The organism is Methylobacterium sp. CM6244 (assembly GCF_054817885.1).
The window spans coordinates 972,385-992,591 of sequence record NZ_CM139247.1 but is presented as its reverse complement, the minus strand read 5'-3'; the positions used below and the strand labels follow the sequence as shown (position 1 = coordinate 992,591).

Sequence of the window (20,207 nt, the reverse complement as noted above, 5' to 3'; positions counted from 1 at the left end):
ACGCGCAGTGATAAATGATACCCGGACGGCGCATCGGGCCTCGAAGGGATTGGGCGCTGGAATGAATGTGTCGGGAAAGGCCACGAGGATGGCGGAGAACGGTAAGTCGCAGCAAACCGTTATCAAGAAATACGCGAACCGGCGTCTGTACCATACCGGAACCTCGACCTACGTCACCCTCGAAGACCTCTCGACGATGGTGCAGAACGGGGAGGATTTCCTCGTCTATGATGCCCGTTCCGGCGACGACATCACCCGCTCCGTCCTGACCCAGATCATCTTCGAGCAGGAGAACAAGGCGGGCGAGGACAACCTGCTACCGGTGGCTTTCCTTCGCCAGCTCATCCGCTTCTATGGCGACAGCATGCGGACCATGGTGCCGAGCTTCCTCGAATTCTCCATGGCGAATTTCGCCCGCGACCAGGACGGCCTGCGCGAGAAGATGAACGAGAGCTTCGCCCCCTCGGTGTTCCAGAGCGCCATGGAGGAGCAGGTGCGGGCCAATATGAGCTTCTTCGGCGATGCCATGAAGATGTTCACCACCTTCGGCACGGGGCCGCTCTCCGGCATGAAGACCTCCGCATCGGCGCCGACGCCGACCCAGCCATCAAGCGCGGCTCCCGCGCCCGACAGCGACCTCGACGAGTTGAAGCGGCAGATGGCGGAGATGCGGAACCGTCTGGAAGATCTCGCCAAGAAGTAGCTCGGCGGCGCAAATAACCAATCGCCGATTTCGTTCTGAAGGAATGCTGACGAAACGTTAACGTCGGCCCGCACGTTGCGCTTTTCTGCCCATCACAGGCGGAAAGGCGATAAGTGTCACAGAACGGCACGGGAAAGCGCCCCAAAACGGGACAGTCGGTCCCCGAGGGGGATCGAGAGACGGCGCGGACGCTCGTGGTCGTCGATGGCGGCGAGGCAGTCTCACGCAGGTCGAGCGCTACCTATGGCAGGCCGAACGCCGAGTTTCTGACCCAGCTTCTCATCAGCGGTGACCCGGCCATGCGTGCCTCCCGCACGGAGCGTATGCGCTCCGCCACGGCGCGCTACGCCGAGACGACGCGGATCGGCACGGGCCGGCGTCGCGCCTGACGTATCGGGGCAGGCAACGCAAAAAACCGCCCGAAGGCGGTTTTCGCAAGACAGAGTTTCATGACGTCGTTTCGTCCCGGTCCTTATCGGACCGATGACGGAGCGAAGAATCAGGCCTCGGCCGACTTCACCTTGAGGACCTGGCGACCGCGGTACATGCCGGTCTTCAGATCGATGTGGTGGGGACGACGCAGCTCGCCCGAATCCTTGTCGGCGACATAGGTCGGAGCCTTGAGGGCGTCGGCGGACCGGCGCATGCCGCGCCGCGAGGGGGAGGTCTTTCGCTTCGGAACGGCCATGGGGTAGTCCTGCTACGGCAAAAAGGGTGCACGGGCGCCGCCCCGCGAGGGAAGAGGCAACCTCGGCACCGTGTTCAAACGGAGATTCGATGGCGGGTGTATAGCGATACATCGGCCGTCTGGCTAGAGCCGCCCGAGGTCGGACGTCCGGAAAAAGGAACCGCCGATCCTGCGGGGAGGCTGCCGGTCTGGACTCGCCGGAAGGTTCACCGGTCTGTGAAGTCCCGTTAAGCGCCGGTTCAACCGTCGCACTTCACTTTGCAGATACGGTGACGCCTCGTCGAAGACTGCGCCGCCACATCCCGGGAGATTGCCGTGACTTCATCTCGCATGACCACATCTCTGCTCCGCACTCTGGCCGTGCTCGGCTGCCTCGTGGCGGCTCCCGCCCTTGCCCAAGCACCGAGCCCGTCGACGCCCTCGACGTCCACCCCTCCCACCGTTGCACCGAAGGCTCCGACAGCTCCGGCCGCCCCGGCTAAGCCCACGGCGGACAAGCCCGTCGCTCCCGTCACGCCATCGGCCAAGGTCGATCTCATCGACCTGAACAGCGCCTCGGTGGCGGAACTTGAAGCCCTGCCCGGTATCGGTGCGGCGCGCTCCGCAGCGATCGTCAAGGGCCGGCCCTATCACGGCAAGGACCAACTCGTGTCGAAGAAGATCCTCACACAGGGCGTCTATGACGGGATCAAGGACAAGGTCATCGCCAAGCAGAAGTAGCCGCCCGGCTCGATGACCCGGCGCTCGTCCGGCGCCGGGTTGTTCGCGGGCAGGCGCGGTGTTACGCGGCCGGGGTAGCGATTGCCCCGCCAGAAGACACAGAACCGATGCCTCCTCAGCCCATCATCCGCGTCCATCGCGGCGATCTCCCGGCCGATTACGTGCCGGGCGCGGCCATCGCCATCGATACCGAGACGTTGGGTCTCAATCCGCATCGTGATCGGCTCTGCGTCGTCCAGATCTCGCGCGGCGACGGCAGTGCCGATGTCGTGCAGATCGTGCCTGGCTCGAGCCCGCCCGAAATACTCAAGCGCGTGCTGGCCGATCCGGCTGTGACGAAGATCTTCCATTTCGCCCGGTTCGACCTCGCCGTGCTGTTCAGGGCCTTCGGCGTGATGCCGGCCCCCGTCTACTGCACCAAGGTCGCCTCCAAGCTCGCCCGCACCTATACCGACCGGCACGGCCTCAAGGACGTGGTCCGCGAACTCGTGGGCGTCGACCTGTCGAAGCAGCAGCAATCCTCGGATTGGGGCGCCGAGTCCCTGAGCCAGGCGCAGGTGGAGTATGCGGCCTCCGATGTGCTGCATCTGCATGCGGCGCGTGCCCGCCTCGATGCGATGCTCGCCCGCGAAGGGCGCACGGATCTCGCGCGGAACTGTTTCGACTTCCTGCCGACCCGCTCCCTCCTCGATCTCGAAGGCTGGGCCGAGACCGACATCTTCGCCCACACCTGATCGGGCACGCGCATGCCGCAGGAGGGTGTGCAGGGGACGGTGCGGCGGCGCACATCGATCGTGCACCTGCGACCCCGTGCGGTTGATGATTCCTCAATGCTCCGCCCATAAGGTTGTTGCACGGCCACAACTTCGCCATCGGCCGCGCGCATCCGGCGCTCGACATGGTTGACGCTGGCACGCACGGCTCAGCACATGATTGACGGGATGTGGCATGTTGCAGGGTGCAACGTGCCGGTGTCTCATCGGATCGGTCAGGCGAAGCGGCTCGGATCATCACCATGCACGGGGTCGACGCCATCCACGCGACGGGGACGACGGGATCGGGAGCCGATGCGCGCCGCAACCGCGCTCATAAGCGGGCTCGCAACCACAGTACGCAGGTTCGCTACCTGCGCCGCCTCATTCCTCTCTCTGCCGGTGCGGCGATTCTCGCCCTCGTCGTGGGGACGCTGTTCAACCCCTTCGGCACCGTCCTGCCGGCCGTCACCATGGGGCCGGTCACCCTGTCGGGCACCAAGGTCAAGATGGAGAACCCGCGTCTGTCCGGTTTCCGGAAGGACGATCGGGGCTACGAGGTCATCGCTACGGCCGCCTTCCAGGACGTGCGCAAGCCGACCCTGATCGAACTGCAGGCGATGAAAGGCCATCTCGTCACCGACGATTCCGGCGGGCTCGCCCATATGGAAGCCGCCTCGGGCCTGTTCGATTCGGCACGCGAGACCCTGGTTCTCGAACGCGATATCAAGCTCTGGACCGACAAGGGCGAGGATATCCGTCTCCTCACTGCCGCCATCGATTTCAAGGCCGGGACGGTGAAGTCCGACCAGGCCGTCGCTGTGACGCTTCCCACCGGGACGGTGGCCTCCGACGGCCTCGACATGGTCGATAACGGCCGCGTCATCTCCTTCATCGGCAACGTCCACACGGTGTTCCACGGATCGGACAAGGCCGAGGGCGCCGGCTCCGAGAGCAAGCCAGACGTGAAATCGCCGCGCATCCTCACCTCCGCCGCCGAACCGCAGGATGGGGAGGCACGCCGGTGAACCGTTCCACGCTGGTCTCCACCCTCGCCCTCTGCGGCCTCCTCGCGGCGGGGAATGTAGTGGCGCAGATTCCGTCCGGCACGTCTCCGGCGCCTGCTGCGAAGGCGAACAAGCCGACCGCTCCCGGGAGCACCTTCGGCGCGAGCGGCGGCAAGGACCCCGTGAAGATCGACGCGGACCGGCTCGACGTGTTCGACCGGGAGAACAAGGCGATCTTCGCCGGCAATGTCGTGGCCGTGCAGGGCGACAGCACCATTCGCTGCTCGACGATGACGGTGCATTACAAGCGCGGCAAGGATGCCAAGCCCGGGGCACCCGCGCCCGCCACCGACGGCGCCAAATCCCCAGCCGGCATGGCCGAAAACGGCATCCAGAAGGTGGAATGTGCCGGCCCCGTCACCGTGGTGCAGAACGATCAGGTCGCCACCGGAGACAATGCCGTATTCGACCAAGAGGCCAAGCGCATCGTGCTCACCGGCAATGTCGTGCTGAGCCAGTGCCAGAACGTTACCCGCGGCAGTCGCCTCGTCTACGACATGAATACCGGCCGGGCGAACATGGATCCGGTGGCCGGCGGCCGCGTATCTGCGATGTTCGTGCCACAGAAGGAGGAAGCCGCCAAGGGCGGGGCCAAGGGCTGCGCCCAGCCGGCGAGCGCTGCGGGCAAGCCAGCACCCAAGCCTTCCGAAGCCAGCGCGGACAAGCCTGCCGCGAAACCGAGAGCGCAGGCCAATTGACCTCCGCTCTGCCGCTGGCCTCGGTGCCAGACCCGATCAGCCCGCGAATCGCTGGGGCCGTCTCAGACGGAGCCGGGCGTACGCCGTCGCCCCTGTCGCGCCTCTTCGGCCGCGGTAAGGGACGGCCGGCGGCCGGGGAGACGGGCCTGTCCGGGAATGGCGGCGGTCCGGGCATCCTCCACGTCGAGGGCCTCCGAAAAAGCTATGGCGCGCGTACCGTGGTCCACGAGGCCGGGCTGACCGTGCGCAACGGAGAGGCCGTGGGCCTGCTCGGCCCCAATGGCGCCGGCAAGACCACGATCTTCTACATGATCACCGGACTGGTCTCGGCCGATCGCGGCTCGATCAGTCTCGACGGCCTGCCGATCACCCACCTGCCGATGTATCAGCGGGCCCGCCTCGGCATCGGCTACCTGCCGCAGGAAGCGTCCATCTTTCGCGGCCTGTCGGTGGAGGACAATATCCGCGCGGTGCTCGAAGTGGTGGAGCCGAACCGCAAGGAGCGCGAGCGCAAGCTCGATTCGCTGCTCGAGGAATTCGACATCGCGCGCCTGCGCAAATCACCCTCGATCGCGCTTTCGGGCGGGGAGCGCCGCCGTTGCGAGATCGCCCGCGCGCTGGCGACCTCTCCGAGCTTCATGCTCCTCGACGAGCCCTTCGCCGGCATCGACCCCATTGCGGTGGGCGACATCCAGGATCTGGTGAAGCACCTGAAGCAACGCGGGATCGGCGTTCTCATCACCGACCATAACGTGCGCGAGACGCTGGGCCTCATCGACCGCGCCTATATCGCCCATTCCGGCCGCATCCTCACCGAGGGTACGCCTGCCGAGATCGTCGCCAATGAGGATGCGCGGCGTCTCTATCTCGGCGAGGATTTCCGCCTTTAGGTCCTCGCTGGCTAGTAGGGTCCAAGGACCGCGAAGCTTCGCGCGACTCGCACGACCTGATTCATTCCAGATGTGCCATTCGGTGAGACGAAGCGACCGCCATGCTGCGTTGCCGCCTCGCGGATGGCCCGAGGCGACGGATGCATCCCGGCCTCAGCCGGTGCCCTTCCACCCACTGCCTATTTTGTCGCCAAACTTCATACCTTCTCTGGATTGCATGCGTTTTGTGCATGTTGTTTCAGCGAGCCGGCAATGTCGCTCGCGAGGCGATGGCTTTTTGACGTGGAATATCAGAGCGTTGGGTTTGGCCGGGCCGGACGGAGGATGCTCTGAGCCATCCGCTTCGATGTTGCGCTGCGGCAAGTCCAAGGGAATCACGCACTTCGCGCTTTGACGGCAGGGCGAGATGGCGATAGACATATGCGAAGAGAAAAAGAAGCAATATTCATGCCGAGTGGCGTAGGGGTTCTGTGCCTGCCCTCGGCTGGGCTCACCTGAAGGCGTCGGGGCAACACCATGATTTTGCTGCAGCGACTGGAAATGCGTCAGGGTCAAGCCCTGGTGATGACGCCACAGCTTCTCCAGGCGATCAAGCTTCTTCAGCTCTCCCAGATCGACCTCGCCACCTATGTCGACGCCGAACTCGAGCGAAACCCGCTGTTGGAGCGCGTCGAAGGCGATGCGGACGGTGAGCGCGTAGGCACGGAGCCGGCCGTGGACGCCTCGGGCGACGGCGAGGGGGATTTCGATTCGTCCGAGCCGGACAACTGGATGGCGACCGAGCTCACCGCCAGCGGTGCCGAGATGGAGAGCGTCCTCGACACCCGCCTCGACAACGTCTTTTCCGACGAGAATCCCAGCCATGCCCGCGAGGCCGCGTCCGGCGACATGCTGTCTCTGACACCTGCGCCCTACGGCAATACCGGCGGCAGCTTCGATGGAGAGGCGCCGGATTTCGAGGCGACCCTGACCTCGGAAGTCTCTCTCCGCGAGCATCTCAGCGCGCAGCTCGATCTCGCCACGCGCGACCCGGGCGACCGGCTGATCGCCGGCTTCCTCATCGATGCGGTGGACGATGCCGGCTACATGCGCGAATCCATCGACGAGGTGGCCGAGCGCCTCGGCGCCAGCCTCGATTCGGTGGCGCGGATGCTGAAGCTGATCCAGACCTTCGATCCGCCGGGAATCGCCGCCCGCGATCTCGCCGAATGCCTGAGCCTGCAGCTGCGCGAACGGGACCGGTTCGATCCGGCGATGCAGGCGCTGGTCTCCCGCCTCGACCTCGTGGCCAAGCGCGATTTTCCGAGCCTGCGCCGTCTCTGCGGCGTCGACGACGAGGACCTCGTGGACATGCTGGCCGACCTGCGCCGTCTCGATCCCAAGCCCGGCCGGGCCTTCGGCTCGCGCGCCGTGGAGGTTCTTATCCCCGACGTGTTCGTGCGGGCTGCCTCCGACGGGTCCTGGCTCGTGGAACTCAACGCCGAGGCGCTGCCCCGCGTGCTGGTGAACCAGAGCTACTATGCCCGCGTCTCGCGCGGCGCGTCGGCCGAGGGCGACAAGGCGTTCCTGTCCGAATGCCTGCAGACCGCCAACTGGCTCACCCGAAGCCTGGAGCAGCGGGCGCGGACCATCCTCAAGGTCGCCTCCGAGATCGTGCGGCAGCAGGATGCGTTCTTCGTCAACGGAGTGGCCCATCTGCGGCCCCTCAACCTCAAGACGGTCGCCGAGGCCATCGGCATGCATGAATCCACCGTCTCGCGGGTCACCTCCAACAAGTCGATCGGCACCAGCCGCGGCACGCTGGAGATGAAGTACTTCTTCACCGCCGCCATTCCGGGGGCCGCGGGTACGGCCTCGCATTCCTCCGAAGCCGTGCGCCACCGGATCAAGCAGCTCGTGGACGGCGAGGCGGCCGGCGACGTGCTCTCGGACGACGCCCTGGTGCAGAAGCTCCGCGACGAGGGCATCGACATCGCCCGGCGCACGGTGGCGAAATACCGGGAATCGTTGCGTATCCCGTCCTCGATCGAGCGTCGCCGCGAGCATTTCGCCTACGCCCGCTGAGGCGCGGTCCGCGAAGCGCGGAGCCGATCTCGCAACCGCGTGCGGCGCACCCCGCGGAGCCGGCTTTCCATTCCGTTGACTTCTCTCCCCGACGCTCCTTTACTCACCTGCCGAACGTCGAAAAACCGGAGGATACATGGGGTCATTGCGTGTCACAGGCCATGGCCTGGACCTTGGCGAAGCCCTTCGCGGGCGCGTCGAAGAGCGAATGGCCGGGACCTTGTCGAAGTATCTCGACAGCCACATGAACGGCACCTGCTCCGGCCATGTGACGCTTCGACGGGACGGCACGGCCTACCGCACGGATTGCGTGCTCCACCTCGTTTCCGGCCTCACCCTCGAAGCCTCGGGCGCCTCGCATGACCCGCATTCGAGTTTCGAGCAGACCGCCGACAAGCTCGAGAAGCGCCTGAAGCGCTACAAGCACCGCCTCAAGGATCATGGCGCCGCCCTGCACGAAGGAGCGACGGTCCAGGCGGCCTATGCGGTGTTCCAATCGCCGAGCGAGCTGGACGGGGACGACCTCGAGGACGAGGCGGATCAGGAAGATGAAGCGCATCCTCCCGTGGTGGCCGAGAGCACCAAGACGCTGAAGCGTCATTCGGTGAGCGAGGCAGTGACGGCCCTCGACCTCACCGGTGCCCCGGTGATCGTGTTCGTTCATGCTGGCACCGGACGGATCAACGTCGTATACCGCCGCAGTGACGGAGCGATTGGATGGGTGGACCCACCCGACGCGGCGTCCTGATCGATCGGCCCGGAGCGGAGATTCTTCTTCGGAGAAAGCCGATCCGTGACGAGAGGCCGAATGGCCGTCCGGGATGCGTGATCCCGGCTGGCTATCCGGCCTAAGGGCCGTTAGTCGACCATCGGCCGTTTCCGGGTGCGTGGGAACCACGCATCCGTAGCGCTATTTCAAATGAGCGGCGTCCATTTGGCCGTCGCCGATGGGGCGACTGTCCTTATCATGCCAGTTCTGGAATTCCTCAGTCCAGATTCCGTGGTGACCTCTCTGCGCGCTCGCGCGAAGAAGCAGATCCTCCAGGAATTGAGCGCCCATGCGGTGCGCCAGCTTCCCGCGCTCGACGAGCGCGAGGTGTTCGAAACCCTGCTTCAGCGTGAGCGACTGGGGTCTACCGGCATCGGCGACGGTGTCGCGATTCCCCACGGCAAGCTTCCGGGGCTCGACCGCCTGTTCGGCCTCGTCGCCCGCCTGGAGCGTCCGGTGGATTTCGAGTCGCTGGATGGCCAACCGATCGATATTGCCTTCCTCCTGCTCGCTCCGGAAGGGGCAGGGGCCGAGCACCTTAAGGCGCTCGCCCAAGTGGCGCGGCTGCTGCGGGAGCCGGGCATGCTGGAGCGGATCCGCGCGGCGCGGGATTCCAGCGCACTCTATTCTCTGCTGACCCAGACGACGAAATCCGAAGCGGCATGAAACGCGTGAATTTGGATAAGTGCCGGTCTTCGGCGGCTGCCGCCGTCGCGTGTGCCATCCTGTGGGGCGCGCCCGCCCATGCCGATGTCGCGTGCGCGCGCGACGTCCTCGTCGCCAATTCGATGCAGCGCCAAGCCATCGACCAGCTCGAACAGGCCGATGGTGACGATGCCAACCGGTGCCGCGTCTGGCGCCGGCACGTGGAGACCATGCGCCGGGTCTCGAGCGTCTACGGCCGCTGCCTCTCCGGAGCGGAGCGGGCCGCCAAGCTCAACGAAGTGCAGACCTCGGAGAAGGATTTCTCGGGGCTCATCCGGACTCGCTGCCGCGGTCTTTGAAGACACGACCACGCACAGGCGGTTGATGCCCGCCGATTGACTCAGGGGCGAGGCATCGGCTGTCCTCGTCCACACCGCCATGCTTTTCGCCCGCCTCTCCGACGACCTGTTCAAGCCGCTCGCCTCGCCGAGCCGGGCTTTCAACGCGGCCCTGCTGCTGCATCTGCATGCGCGCGTCTTCGCAGAGACTACCGAACCTCTGCGCAAGAGCGAGTTGCTCGCCTCCATCGGCGATTTTTCCGCAGACTGGTCCCAGGGCGAGATCGCCGACGACGATGCCACGCCAGCCGATCCGATCGAGCGCCGCTCCGCGGTCTATCGGCGTCTCCTAGAGGCCGGCTGGCTCGTGGAGCGGCGCGAGCGCTACGTGCCGGTGGTCGATTTCGACCCCGATGCCCGCCACGTCATCGAGGAACTGGCGCGTATCGATCGGGGCGAGACCCGCTCCTATGGCGGCGCCGTGCTCGAAGTGCTGGGCAGTCTTGAGAGTGCCGTGGCCAACCCGGCCGAGCGTTCGGAGGCCCTGGTCAACGCCGCCAAGGCGTCCCGCGCCTTCCTCGGACACCTGCGCAGCCTCGCGGGCTCCATGCGCAAGATCGAGGAGCGCATCCTGCGCGAGGAGGACCAGGGTACGGCGTTCCGGCTCTATTTCGAGGAGTTCGTCGCGCGCCACCTCGTCAGTGACTACCGTACCCTTCACACACGACTGAACCCGTTCCGCTTCCGCTCCGGCATCGTCCGGGAGGCCGGACGGGCGTTGCGCGACCCCCTCACCATCCGGGCCCTCGCCGAAGCGGGACTGCGTGAGGGGCGGGCCGCCGACCTTCCCCTCGCCGAGCGGGCGGTGCGGCGCGACCTCGCGGAGATCCTGTCGATCTTCGAGGGGCTCGACCGGCATCTCGACAGCGTCGCCGACATCGTCGCCCGGCTGGAGCGCCGGATCGCCGCGTCCCTGCGCTACACGGATCACCGCGATTCCGACCGGATCGAGCGCACGGCGGCGGCGCTACGGGCGGTGGGGGCTGCCGAATGGTCGGATTTGGCGCCCCTTGCCCAGGTCTCGCTGCTGCGTCCGCCGATCGGGGAGCCGCATTTCTATACGCCTCGGATGAGGCGGACAGCGATCCTGTCCGAGCCCCTGCCGGAGATCCATCTCGACCCGGCGATCGAGGCCTTCATCCTCGCCAAGGACGCCTTCCGCCAGCGGGTGATGGTGACGCCCGAGCGCGTCATCGCCTTCGTCGAGCGCAAGCTCGGGACGAACCCCGCCATCCGCGGATCCGAGATCGTCGTGGCGGATGTGGACGAGTTCGTGGTGTTCCAGCGTCTGCGCGAGATCGACGTGCTGTTCGATGGGCTCCTCAACGATCGCTACCGCCTCACCCGTGTCGCGGGCCGTGTCTCCAACGGCTGGCTCGATTGTCCGGATTTCATGGTGGAGCGGTCGTCCCCGCCCCCAACACGCGGGCCAGCGAGCGCGGGCGAACGGCGACCGCGGAGATAAGACCCCGCGCGTCGTCCCGTACGGTGGGGAGGACAGAATGTTTGCGTGCATTGCACAATTGTCGTGACAGACGAGATGTCATCACAAACGTGTCAATGCCCTTGGCAGACTTGAAGAGTCGGATCATCCTCTTGGTATACCCGCATCAAAGCGGGACTGATAAGGAGGTTAACCCATGAGTACCGGCAAGTGCTTGATCAAATCCGCCTGGATCGCCGTCGAGGTGGGGAAAGAGCGAACCGAGAGGGTTCTCGTCGTCGAGACCTACATCGCCGTCAGCCCGCTGGAGCGGAATTTCGACAGTGACCGTTATTCCAAGGTGGTGGAGGAGGTGCAGCGCGTGCTCTCCCAGAACCCCTCTATCGACCGTGCCTCGATCCTGAGCATGCATCGCGACACGGAATGCCTGTCGTTGTTCAAGGCCTCCCCGGCGAAAGCCGCGTGAGGAAGCGGGTTTTGTGTCGCGAGGGCGATCCGAGTAACGAGGCGGGGTGACGGGGCGCCGTGTCCCGCTCGACCGGACCGTCTGAATGATCGAGGCCTTCCGCGCCATCGTCGATGGCGACGAGCCACCGCCTCCGGGTGCCCGTGCACCGTCCGAGGAGGATCTCATCCGCGCGCTTCAAGTCGTGCTGAAGAGCCAGTGCCTCTATGCCGATACGCCCGGTATCGGCCGGTCCTACGAGATCGCCCGGTATTACGCACCGTTCTTCAAAAGCTATTTTGCCTGTCTCGGCTACTCGTTCGAGGTCTCGCCCCGCGACCAGATGGTGTTCCTGCGCGTGCCTGCCGACGGCGTACGCCATGACGGGCAGGCCGAGCGCCTGCGCAAGGACGAGACCCTCGTTCTGCTGGCCCTGCGCCTCGCCTATGAGGAAGGGCTTCGGGAACACCGCGTCACCACCGACGGTGTCGTGGAATGTACCACCGATGACATCGCCGAATCGATCCGCACCGCCGCCCGCAGCGAGGCGCCGGAAGAAGCGCGCCTCACGGAGATCCTGCGCCTTTTCGCCCGCAAGGGTGCCCTTCGCCTGGGCGAGCGCGACAAGGTCGAGAAGATCACGCCGCTGATGATCCTTCCCGGTGTCGCGGTGCTCTCACCCGATTCCTGGATGGAGCAGGTCCGCGCCTGGGCAGCGGCGCGAATGGACGATGACGGCTGAGCCCGATCAAGGGCGGCATCCACATCGGGGTTAAGATTTCACATGAAACATGCGTGGCACGGCTCGAAGCCCCGACATCGCTCCCTGTGAAAAAGAGGACGATGGGACCGTCGACTTGCATCGTCGGGCCGCCCCGTCCATGCCGTGGCTCCGTCATTTCCATCGAGGACTTGCCCGCCCGGTGTATCGGCTCACCGACATCGCCCTCTCGAATTGGTACCTGATCCGCCGCGAACAGATCCGGATCCGGGGAGCGGCTGCCTTGGTGGGGCCGACGGGGGCCGGCAAGTCGACGATCTTCGACGCTGTCGGCACCGTGCTCGCCGGCAACAACGCCAGCCGCCTCGCCCTCAACGCGTCTGCCTCGGGGCGCAGCGCCCGCACGGTCCGCGATTACTGCCTCGGCTGGATCAGCGACCCCGCCGAGGGCGGTCGTCCCACCCGCGAGGCCTGCGAGACCCTCATCGTCCTCGTCTTCGAGAACGAAACTACCGGACGCGTCGTCTCCGTCGGTCTCGCGCTCGCGGCCCGGGCCGAGGACAGTCGCGAGACCACCCTCTCGCGCTTCATCGCGGTCGGACACCGGTTCGAGATCGCCGATTACGTCCGCGAGACCGCCGAGGGCAGCTACGTGGCGCCCTGGCCGGAAATCGCAAAGGATCTCCGCATCCGGGCGGACAGGTTCGAGGAGTTCCGCTCATCGGGCGAGCGTTTCACCGCCGACGTCCTGGCGCTGATGCGCGAGGGCGCGCCGAGCCCCGAGCCGCGCCACTTCCTGCGTACATTCTCCAACGCGGTGGCGTTCAAGCCGATCTTCGATTCCTCCGCCTTCGTGCGCTCCTTCGTCCTCGAACCCGAGCCCCTGGACGTCGCGCGCATCCGCCAGTCGGTGGAGAACTGGCGCCGTCTCCTGGAGACCATCGAGGAGTTGGAGCGCCGGCTCTCCCATCTCGGCCGCATCCTCAAACGCTACGAAACCTGGGCGGAGGTCAGCCTCTCGGCCACCCTCGACGAGTTACGAGCGGCCAGCGCCGACCTGCGACGCCGCATCATCGATTACAGCCAGGCCCGCTCTCGCCTCGGCGACGTGGCGGAACGCCTGCGCATCGCCCGCGAGAGCGTGAGCACCAGCCAGGGTTTCGTGCGCGAGATCGACGGCGAGATCGCGGGCAAGAAAGCGATGCTGGCCGGGAGCCAGGGGGAGGGGCGGCTCGCCGCCTCCAATGCCGGCCTCGCCATGCTGGCGCGCGACAAGCGCGACCTCGCCACTCGCGTCGCCGATCTGGTGGGGCTGGTGCAGGAGGCGGGCAAGCTCAACGTCGTCTTCTCCGAGATCCAGCGCATCGATCCGGAATCGGCGCGGATCGTGGCCGCCTGCTCGCGCTCCGGCCTGCGCCGCGATGCGCCCCCCGAGGAATCGCTTCGCTCGGACGGAGCGCTCGGCCCCCTTCTCACGGCCCTCGCCTCTCTCTCCGACATCGCCACCCCCCTCGATACCGCTGCCGAGGACATGGCCCTGCGTGCCCGCGCCCAGGAGAAGGAGGCGCATGCCCTCTCGGCCGAAGTCGGCAGCGGGCGCGCGGGCGGCGCGCGCCTCTCCTCCGACACGGCCACTTTCCGCGACGAACTCGCCCGGCTCGGGATCGAGGCCACGCCGATCTGCGAACTCGCCGAAATCACCGATCCGAAATGGGGACCGGCTCTGGAGGGCCTGCTCGGAGGCGCCCGCGAAGCTCTCGTCGTCGAACCGGACCGGCTGAATGAGGCTTTCGCCCATCTCGAAGCCCGCAAGAGCCAGTTCTATCGCTGCCTGCTGGTGAAGACGACGGACACCGCGCGCCGCCGGGGCGGGCGCGACGACGAAGGGCCGATCTCGCTGATCGAGACTCGCGATCCCCATGCCCAGGCGTTTCTCGCGGCCCGGCTCGGCGGCTACGATCTCGCCCCCAACGACGCGGCCTTGGCCCATATGAGCCGCGCCGTGGCGCCGAGCGGCCGCTCGACCTCCGGCATGGCCTATTCCGTAGTGCGGCCGGTTCAACTGATGATGACCCGTGGCAGCCGCGGTCCCACGGCGGAGAGCCGGCAGAACCTGGAACACGCGGTCAATGAGGCACGGCGCCTGCGCGGCGCGGCCGGCGTGCTGCGCGAGGCCGCCCGCATTGCCGCCATGCTGCGGGTCCGACTCGCCGAGGCCAATCTCGACATCGTCTCCCTGCGCCAGGAGGCTGACGCGATGGAGGGACGGCGACGCAGCCTCACCACCGAGCGTGAAGCCGTGGAGAATGCCGATACCGGCGCGTTGGAGGCCGAGATCAAGGAGCTCGCCAAGGAGCGATCGGCCTATCTGACCGAACTCGTTCAGGTGCTGGAGCCGAAGCGCGACGCGCTGCTCGGCGAAGAAGCGGGCCTGAAGGCGAAGGTCGCCACCGCGCGGGAGGCGATCCGCGCCGCGCTTCAGGCAAGGCGCGGCGCCCATGCCCGCTGGATCGCGGGAGATTCCGTGCGCATCCGTCTCGTCCGGCCGGACGGGTTCGATCCGCTGGCGGTGGCCAAAGCGCGGGCCGACGCGGCGGGCCTCGAATCCAAGGAGTTGGCGGCTTTGGCCAATGCGGCGCGCGGCGCCGCCCGCGAGGCGATGGAGACGGCGCGCACGCAAGGCCGTGCCGCAGAGCGCGATCTCGCCGAATACTGCGTTCAGTGGCGCATCGAGAACCCCCTGGGTAACGGTGATGCTCCGGCCTCCTTCGGCTTTTCCTGGGTCGCCCGCGCCCATGACGAGGTGGCGGGCCACGAGTTGCGGCGCTACCGCGACCAGGCCGTGCGCGCGGAGAGCGAGATGCGCCGCCTCATGACCGAGGACCTGCTGACTCGCCTCGCCGACAAGTTCGAGCGGGTCCGCACCCGACTCGATGCCCTGAACGAACGTCTCTCGACCCAGACCTTCACCGGCCAGACCTACGCCTTCGAGGCCACCGTCGATCGTCGCTACGCCGCCGTGCATGCCCTCGCCACCGAGGTGGCGCGTTCGGCCGACGCAGCGCAGGCGATCCTGCCGGGGGAGGGCGAGGACGTACCCCCGGGGCCGCTCGCTGCCGCGATAGAGGAGATCACCGCCCTGATCGCCGGGGACGAGAGCGCGGCGCGGCTTGCCGATTACCGCAATTACTTCGTCTACGAGATCGGCATGCGCGACAAGACGGGCAACCGCACCACCATGTCGAACCGGGCCTTGCGTGGCTCGGGAGGCGAGGCGCAGGCGCCGTTCTACGTCGCCATCGCCGCGTCACTCGCCTCGGCCTATTATCCTGGAGACCGGCCCGGCGACGAGAATCCCGGCCTCGGACTCTGTCTTCTCGACGAGGCCTTCTCGAAACTCGACGTGCGCAACTCCCAGGCTTTGGTCGACCTCTACCAAGCCTGGGGATTGCAGCTTCTCATCGCGGCGCCCGAGGACAAGCGCACCACGCTCACCGAAGTGATGGACACCATCGTCACCGTCTACAAGAGCCCGGATCTGACCTCGGTCCGGATCGAGGCCGAGCATCCGCTCGAGACGGCCAAGCGCGCACTCGCCGCCATCAACCCGGAACGCCAGGGTATCGAGCGATTCCAGGTCTCCGACGCGGCGGAGTGAGGGGCGTGGCCGGAGGCACCTCCTCACCGTCGCTTTGGCTTCGCCTCTCGCTCACCGAAGGCCCGACGGGGTGCCTTCGGGTCCTTTCCCCGTAGGCGGAGAGAGGGGAAAGGGTGCCTAATGCGATGCGCTTTGCTGTGACGAAGGCGCGATCAGACCCGACGCGAGGCAGCGTCTCGGATCGCGGCAAGAGTCAGGATGGCGGGGGCATCGCTCCCGGTTACCGCGAGGTGATCGGCGCCGCTGGATAGGAGCAGCGCCAGGGCGTCCTTCAACGACGTTTCCGCGGTGACGCCCGGCGCATCGCCCGGATCGCCCGGAACCGCGATCGCGCCCGCTTGGCTCAGGGCCAACCGGCGCAAGGCCCGGTCTTCACCGACGAAGCTCTCCACGAATCGGTCGGCTGGGGCTGCGAGCAGGCGGTCCGGCGTGTCGGCCTGGACGATCCGGCCCTCTCGCATGAGCACGACGCGGTCGCCCATCCGCATCGCCTCGTCGATATCGTGGGTGACGATGATCACGGTCTTCTTGAGCCGGCGCAGGATCTCGCCGACCTCTTCCTGAAGCCGGTCGCGGGCGACGGGGTCCACGGCGCCGAAGGGTTCGTCCATGAGGAGCACGTCAGGGTCCGCCGCCAGGGCGCGGGCGACGCCGACGCGCTGGCGCTGGCCGCCTGACAATTCGTCGGGCCGTCGCTGGCGATACGCGTCCGGGTCGAGGCCGACGAGGTCGAGCATCTCGTCCACCCGATCTGCGATCCGGGCGCGTGTCCAGCCCAGGAGGCGGGGCACAGTGGCGACGTTCTCGGCGACCTTCCGGTGCGGGAACAGACCGATGCCCTGAAGCACGTAACCGATACCACGGCGCAGCCGCACCGGATCGACCTCCGCCACGTCGCGTCCGTCGAGGAGGACACGTCCGGCATCCGGCTCCACCAGACGGTTGACCATGCGCAACGTCGTAGACTTGCCGCAGCCGGAGGGACCGATGAGGACGCAGGTCGTCCCGGCGGCGATGTCGAGGTCGATCCCGTCGACGGCGGGCCGCTCCGCGCCGGCAAAGCGGCGCGAGACGCCCTCGAACCGGATCATCGACCGAGCCTCGCGGTCTCTGGCGTCAGCAGCCGAGGCAGATCGAGCCCATGGTGGTCCGCATCTTCCGGTCCCAAGCCTTGTCGCGCGCTGCGGATATCTTCTGGGCCTTGAGCATGTCGGCTTCGGTGGAGGCCCGATTGAAGGTGGAGCCCGGCGGCTTGGTCACGCCCATGGCAGTGGTCATGCGCTTCGGCGCAGGCTGCTGTGAGATGTTCGAGGGCTGCGCCTGAACGGGCACGGCGACGAACAGGCCCAGACAGACGGACGCGGCAAGGAAGCGTGTCATGATCAATCTCGACTTTTGAAACATATAATGACGCAGTAGCAGGCCGCGGATACCAGCGTTCCCGGTCCGCCATGCTTGGTCCGCCATGACGGCAAGGTTATGGCTTTCCGAGGCGGTCTACTGACGACAGCGCAGACAGTGCCGAATCCTCACGCGGTCTTGCGTGTGCCAGCGCACCGGCCGATCACCGGTAGTCCTCAGCGGCGTCAGGCGAGGTGGGACGTATCGGCCGGAACGCGACCAGGGTCATGTCGTCCCGGCGGCTCTCGAGCCCCCGATAGGCAACGAGCTCAGCCTCGAGAATGCTGATCTGCCGGCGGAGTTCCTCGTCGCGGCTGCGAACGAGAATATCCGACACGCCACGATGCCCGAGGAGCCGGCGTTGCGCGCCGGGGGGGGCCATCTGGTCGGTGAGGCCGTCGGTCATCAGGTAGAAGGTGTCGCCCGGCGCCACGTCCAGAATGATGTCCTCGGTCGTGAACCGGGTGCTCCCGTGCCGTGGGTAGCCGAGCCCGTGCCGCGCGCCCTTGATCCGGGCGAGGCCCGCTTTCGTGATGCTGGTGAGCGCCAGTCCGGCGCCGGCGAAGCTCAGCCTTCGTGCCGCGGGGTCCCAGATGCACACGCCGCAATCGAGCCCATCGTCGGATTCCGCACCGCGCCCGTCCTGGCGCAACTGGACGCGGACCATCTCGTCGAGGGCCGTCAGGATCTCGGCGGGCGAGCGCAGGCCGCGCTCGTGCAGCAGCCGGTCGAGCGCGGTGGCGACGATGAGGGTGATGAAGGCGCCCGGCACCCCGTGGCCGGTGCAATCGGCCACCACGACGATGCTGAGGTCGTCGAGGCGTTCCAGCCAGAAATAGTCGCCGCCGACTTGATGCAGCGGCTCCCACAGAACGGCCACGTCAATGCCGGCGCCGGCCAGTGCCGCCCGGTCGGGCAGGACGGAGGTCTGGATCCGGCGGGCGTAGCCAATGCTCTCCATCACCTGATTGTTGGCGTCCGCGAGCTTGGCATGAGCCTGTTCGAGCTCGGCGAGAAGCTGCTTCGCCTCGTCGCCGGCGCGCAGGCCCTCTACCATACGGTTGAAGGCCGAGGAGATGACGTCGATCTCGTTGCTGGCCCGGACGGCACCGTCGAACTCCACCAATGACCAGCGCTTGTGCTCGACCTCGCGCATGGCGAGCAGCAGTCGCTTCAGGGGGGCGAGGACGTGTTTGCGGACATTGGCATGGAGGGTCAGCACGAAGGCGAGCATCAGGATGAGGGTCGCCCCCAACGCCAGGAGTGCCTGTTTCTCGGCGTTGCGGCGCAGGGCTTCGGTGGACAATCCCAGCGTCAGTCGCCCCGCGGATTCTGCGCGCCCCGCCGCCGTGACGGTGCTGGAGGCGCGGATGAGTTCGAGGCCCCGACCGGCCGGTATCTCGCCGACGGACATCACCAGTCCGCCTGCCGCGTTCCAGGCGCGCACGAACTGGAAGGCCGGATCGAGGGTGAGGGCCTGGATCTGCGCCGTGTAGACGTCCGGGCGCTCGCTCCAATCGGGGCGGGCGATGGAATGGGCGGTCAGGGTGACGAGGAGGTTCGCCCGTTCGGTATAGAGCCTGAGGCTGTCGGTGTAGTTCACCCAGGCGATGCCGATCTGCGTCGCCAGCACGACGATGGCGATCACCGGGTAGATCCGCAGGAACAGGGTGTGGGCCAGACTGTCGAGGTCGCGTCCCTGCGCAGAGCCGCGCAGCGCCCCAGGCCGCATCGTGCCGGGCGCGGATGCCGAGGCGTCGGCGAAACCGGCGAGTTCCCGGAAGTCGTCGCCGCTCAGGGGACCGCCGCCCCTCAAGGAGCGCTTGCGGGGGGGAGAACCGACGGCGGGCGATGCCACCTTGCCCCCCGGATCGGAGGTCATGGCGGCGAGACGGTCCGGATCGAGCTGCGGAACGAGCGGACGCAGCCGCGTCCGGCATGTTTGGCGGCGTAAAGCGCGGCATCGGCCCGGCCGAGCGTCTGTTCGAAGGTCTCGGTTCCCTCGATGGCCGCGACGCCGATGCTGACGGAGAGTGCCAGCGGTCCGCCGGGCCATTCCACGCCGGTCTCGTCGACGAGACGGCACAAGTCCTCGGCGACCACGAGCCCGGCATCGGGTTCGATCTCGGTGAGCAGGATCGCGAATTCCTCGCCGCCCATGCGGCCGATCACGTCCACCTTGCGCAGCCGCTTGCGACAGGTCTCGACGAAGCAGATGAGGGCCGCGTCCCCGGCGGCATGGCCGAACTCGTCGTTGAGGCGCTTGAACCGGTCGAGATCCGCCATGAGAAGGCAGGCCGGAACCCGGTCGCGTTCGTATCTCAGCCATTCACGCCGGCTGATTTCCATGAAGCGGCGACGGTTCACCGCGCCGGTGAGATCGTCGGTATCGGCCAGGCTCCTCAGCTTGGCTTCGAGACGGGTCCGATTCTCGATTTCGCCGGACAGCGCCTCGTTGAGGGCCTGGAGGTCGCGTTGCTGCTCCGCGAGGCGGCGGTTCGCCCTCTGCAGGTCGAACTGCATCCGGTCGCTCAACCTCACGAGGCGGCGCTGCTCGTCATAGCTGCGGCGGTAGGCCTCGGCGAGTTGCTGAACGCCGCCCGCGACCTGCGCGAGGCCCGCCAGCATCCCGTCGGTCTTCACCAGGACCGCTTCTTCGGTGTCGTAAAGACTGAACGCTTCGCCGACGGCGGGTGGATCGCCGATCTGCGCAACGATCTCAGGCTTGGTCTTCATCCGCATCAGTGCCCCGTCTGCGCGGTCTCGACGAGATCGAACCGTGCGTGGGTGAAGTCCGACGCGAAATCCTCCCCGGCCTCGGCGATGGTCTCGTCCCCCTCGGCATGGAGCCAGCGGATGGTGACGCTACGACCTGCCTCGGCGGCGTCCTCGAGAGGCATGAACATGTTCATCAGGCCCTTCGCGCTCGAAGAGTTGAAATAGACGAGGGCGACTTCGAACACGATCGGATCCGTGCTCGATGCGGCGAGGTAGGTCCGCAAGGCCTGGAGCAGGGGGCCGAAGAAGGCCGCGGCATCCTCCGGGTACGATTCACCGGCCAGCCTGAAACGGCCGGCGGCGAAGTCGAAATCCACCTCGGGGGATCGGGGGGTGGCTGGAATCTGAATCCGGTCCATCGCTGGG

Annotated in this window: 21 protein-coding genes; 15 read left to right on the top strand and 6 right to left on the bottom strand. The window is 66.8% G+C overall.

Translation table 11 applies throughout. The features are described 5' to 3' along the window. Nucleotides 1-88: 88 nt before the first annotated feature. A complete protein-coding gene (phaR, locus tag ACYQML_RS04515) occupies nt 89-703 on the top strand; it encodes a polyhydroxyalkanoate synthesis repressor PhaR (protein ID WP_461234854.1) in 615 nt (204 codons plus the stop codon). Between the two features lie 113 nt (nt 704-816). Then, the gene (locus ACYQML_RS04510) at nt 817-1,092 is read left to right on the top strand and encodes a hypothetical protein (RefSeq protein WP_056422760.1); all 276 of its coding nucleotides are present in this window, start codon (nt 817-819) and stop codon (nt 1,090-1,092) included. 110 nt (nt 1,093-1,202) lie between these two features. On the opposite strand, the gene rpmF is transcribed toward ACYQML_RS04510, so the two are convergent. Next, on the bottom strand, nt 1,203-1,391 hold the full coding sequence (gene rpmF / locus ACYQML_RS04505) for a 50S ribosomal protein L32 (RefSeq protein ID WP_018046018.1): 189 nt from the start codon (nt 1,389-1,391) through the stop codon (nt 1,203-1,205). A 330-nt stretch (nt 1,392-1,721) separates the two neighbouring features. Between rpmF and ACYQML_RS04500 the strand changes: the two genes are divergently transcribed. From ACYQML_RS04500 to ACYQML_RS04440, 13 genes are all read left to right on the top strand, one after another. Beyond that, entirely contained in the window at nt 1,722-2,111 is a 390-nt protein-coding gene (locus ACYQML_RS04500) for a ComEA family DNA-binding protein (RefSeq protein ID WP_056422757.1), read from the top strand. A 107-nt stretch (nt 2,112-2,218) separates the two neighbouring features. Next, nucleotides 2,219-2,845, top strand: coding sequence for a ribonuclease D (locus ACYQML_RS04495; protein WP_056422754.1), 627 nt, complete (start codon nt 2,219-2,221; stop codon nt 2,843-2,845). 281 nt (nt 2,846-3,126) lie between these two features. Beyond that, entirely contained in the window at nt 3,127-3,891 is a 765-nt protein-coding gene (gene lptC / locus ACYQML_RS04490) for an LPS export ABC transporter periplasmic protein LptC (RefSeq protein ID WP_461234853.1), read from the top strand. Further along, the gene (locus ACYQML_RS04485; RefSeq protein ID WP_311275602.1) at nt 3,888-4,628 is read left to right on the top strand and encodes an LptA/OstA family protein; all 741 of its coding nucleotides are present in this window, start codon (nt 3,888-3,890) and stop codon (nt 4,626-4,628) included. Before lptC ends, ACYQML_RS04485 begins: the two co-directional genes overlap by 4 nt. 35 nt (nt 4,629-4,663) lie before the next feature. Then, nucleotides 4,664-5,518: an LPS export ABC transporter ATP-binding protein gene (gene lptB / locus ACYQML_RS04480; RefSeq protein ID WP_461235666.1), complete on the top strand. Its 855-nt coding sequence runs from the start codon at nt 4,664-4,666 to the stop codon at nt 5,516-5,518. Nucleotides 5,519-6,034: 516 nt separating this feature from the next. Further along, nucleotides 6,035-7,582 (top strand): RNA polymerase factor sigma-54, encoded by a 1,548-nt coding sequence (gene rpoN, locus ACYQML_RS04475; RefSeq protein WP_461234852.1) that lies wholly within the window; start codon nt 6,035-6,037, stop codon nt 7,580-7,582. A 136-nt stretch (nt 7,583-7,718) separates the two neighbouring features. Beyond that, on the top strand, nt 7,719-8,330 hold the full coding sequence (gene hpf, locus ACYQML_RS04470; protein ID WP_056422745.1) for a ribosome hibernation-promoting factor, HPF/YfiA family: 612 nt from the start codon (nt 7,719-7,721) through the stop codon (nt 8,328-8,330). 219 nt (nt 8,331-8,549) lie between these two features. Next, nucleotides 8,550-9,017, top strand: coding sequence for a PTS IIA-like nitrogen regulatory protein PtsN (ptsN, locus tag ACYQML_RS04465; RefSeq protein ID WP_056423307.1), 468 nt, complete (start codon nt 8,550-8,552; stop codon nt 9,015-9,017). Nucleotides 9,018-9,022: 5 nt separating this feature from the next. After that, nucleotides 9,023-9,355 (top strand): hypothetical protein, encoded by a 333-nt coding sequence (locus ACYQML_RS04460; protein ID WP_461221825.1) that lies wholly within the window; start codon nt 9,023-9,025, stop codon nt 9,353-9,355. A 79-nt stretch (nt 9,356-9,434) separates the two neighbouring features. Then, nucleotides 9,435-10,859 (top strand): Wadjet anti-phage system protein JetA family protein, encoded by a 1,425-nt coding sequence (locus ACYQML_RS04455; RefSeq protein ID WP_419953164.1) that lies wholly within the window; start codon nt 9,435-9,437, stop codon nt 10,857-10,859. Between the two features lie 175 nt (nt 10,860-11,034). Beyond that, nucleotides 11,035-11,304, top strand: a complete 270-nt coding sequence (locus ACYQML_RS04450) for a hypothetical protein (RefSeq protein ID WP_461234851.1) — start codon at nt 11,035-11,037, stop codon at nt 11,302-11,304. Nucleotides 11,305-11,389: 85 nt separating this feature from the next. Next, nucleotides 11,390-12,025, top strand: coding sequence for a DUF4194 domain-containing protein (locus ACYQML_RS04445; RefSeq protein WP_056422732.1), 636 nt, complete (start codon nt 11,390-11,392; stop codon nt 12,023-12,025). 181 nt (nt 12,026-12,206) lie between these two features. Then, on the top strand, nt 12,207-15,662 hold the full coding sequence (locus ACYQML_RS04440; RefSeq protein ID WP_461234850.1) for an SbcC/MukB-like Walker B domain-containing protein: 3,456 nt from the start codon (nt 12,207-12,209) through the stop codon (nt 15,660-15,662). A 152-nt stretch (nt 15,663-15,814) separates the two neighbouring features. On the opposite strand, the gene ACYQML_RS04435 is transcribed toward ACYQML_RS04440, so the two are convergent. The 5 genes from ACYQML_RS04435 to ACYQML_RS04415 form a co-directional block, all read right to left on the bottom strand. Beyond that, nucleotides 15,815-16,753 (bottom strand): ABC transporter ATP-binding protein, encoded by a 939-nt coding sequence (locus ACYQML_RS04435; RefSeq protein WP_461234849.1) that lies wholly within the window; start codon nt 16,751-16,753, stop codon nt 15,815-15,817. 25 nt (nt 16,754-16,778) lie between these two features. After that, the gene (locus tag ACYQML_RS04430) at nt 16,779-17,042 is read right to left on the bottom strand and encodes a hypothetical protein (protein ID WP_419953160.1); all 264 of its coding nucleotides are present in this window, start codon (nt 17,040-17,042) and stop codon (nt 16,779-16,781) included. A 184-nt stretch (nt 17,043-17,226) separates the two neighbouring features. Further along, the gene (locus ACYQML_RS04425; RefSeq protein ID WP_461234848.1) at nt 17,227-18,945 is read right to left on the bottom strand and encodes a SpoIIE family protein phosphatase; all 1,719 of its coding nucleotides are present in this window, start codon (nt 18,943-18,945) and stop codon (nt 17,227-17,229) included. Then, a complete protein-coding gene (locus ACYQML_RS04420; RefSeq protein WP_056423301.1) occupies nt 18,942-19,799 on the bottom strand; it encodes a GGDEF domain-containing protein in 858 nt (285 codons plus the stop codon). The genes ACYQML_RS04425 and ACYQML_RS04420 overlap by 4 nt, the downstream gene beginning before the upstream one ends. A gap of 5 nt (nt 19,800-19,804) precedes the next feature. Then, complete coding sequence (locus ACYQML_RS04415; protein ID WP_461234847.1) at nt 19,805-20,200, bottom strand: DUF1987 domain-containing protein; 396 nt, start codon at nt 20,198-20,200, stop codon at nt 19,805-19,807. Between the last annotated feature and the right edge of the window lie 7 nt (nt 20,201-20,207).

Excerpts from the sequence above, each read along its gene's own strand:
- phaR (WP_461234854.1), top strand. The coding sequence starts at position 89 with ATGGCGGAGAACGGTAAGTCGCAGCAAACCGTTATCAAGAAATACGCG.
- rpmF (WP_018046018.1), bottom strand. The coding sequence starts at position 1,391 with ATGGCCGTTCCGAAGCGAAAGACCTCCCCCTCGCGGCGCGGCATGCGC.
- ACYQML_RS04500 (WP_056422757.1), top strand. The coding sequence starts at position 1,722 with ATGACCACATCTCTGCTCCGCACTCTGGCCGTGCTCGGCTGCCTCGTG.
- ACYQML_RS04495 (WP_056422754.1), top strand. The coding sequence starts at position 2,219 with ATGCCTCCTCAGCCCATCATCCGCGTCCATCGCGGCGATCTCCCGGCC.
- lptC (WP_461234853.1), top strand. The coding sequence starts at position 3,127 with ATGCACGGGGTCGACGCCATCCACGCGACGGGGACGACGGGATCGGGA.
- rpoN (WP_461234852.1), top strand. The coding sequence starts at position 6,035 with ATGATTTTGCTGCAGCGACTGGAAATGCGTCAGGGTCAAGCCCTGGTG.
- hpf (WP_056422745.1), top strand. The coding sequence starts at position 7,719 with ATGGGGTCATTGCGTGTCACAGGCCATGGCCTGGACCTTGGCGAAGCC.
- ptsN (WP_056423307.1), top strand. The coding sequence starts at position 8,550 with ATGCCAGTTCTGGAATTCCTCAGTCCAGATTCCGTGGTGACCTCTCTG.
- ACYQML_RS04455 (WP_419953164.1), top strand. The coding sequence starts at position 9,435 with ATGCTTTTCGCCCGCCTCTCCGACGACCTGTTCAAGCCGCTCGCCTCG.
- ACYQML_RS04450 (WP_461234851.1), top strand. The coding sequence starts at position 11,035 with ATGAGTACCGGCAAGTGCTTGATCAAATCCGCCTGGATCGCCGTCGAG.
- ACYQML_RS04445 (WP_056422732.1), top strand. The coding sequence starts at position 11,390 with ATGATCGAGGCCTTCCGCGCCATCGTCGATGGCGACGAGCCACCGCCT.
- ACYQML_RS04435 (WP_461234849.1), bottom strand. The coding sequence starts at position 16,753 with ATGATCCGGTTCGAGGGCGTCTCGCGCCGCTTTGCCGGCGCGGAGCGG.
- ACYQML_RS04430 (WP_419953160.1), bottom strand. The coding sequence starts at position 17,042 with ATGACACGCTTCCTTGCCGCGTCCGTCTGTCTGGGCCTGTTCGTCGCC.
- ACYQML_RS04425 (WP_461234848.1), bottom strand. The coding sequence starts at position 18,945 with ATGACCTCCGATCCGGGGGGCAAGGTGGCATCGCCCGCCGTCGGTTCT.
- ACYQML_RS04420 (WP_056423301.1), bottom strand. The coding sequence starts at position 19,799 with ATGAAGACCAAGCCTGAGATCGTTGCGCAGATCGGCGATCCACCCGCC.
- ACYQML_RS04415 (WP_461234847.1), bottom strand. The coding sequence starts at position 20,200 with ATGGACCGGATTCAGATTCCAGCCACCCCCCGATCCCCCGAGGTGGAT.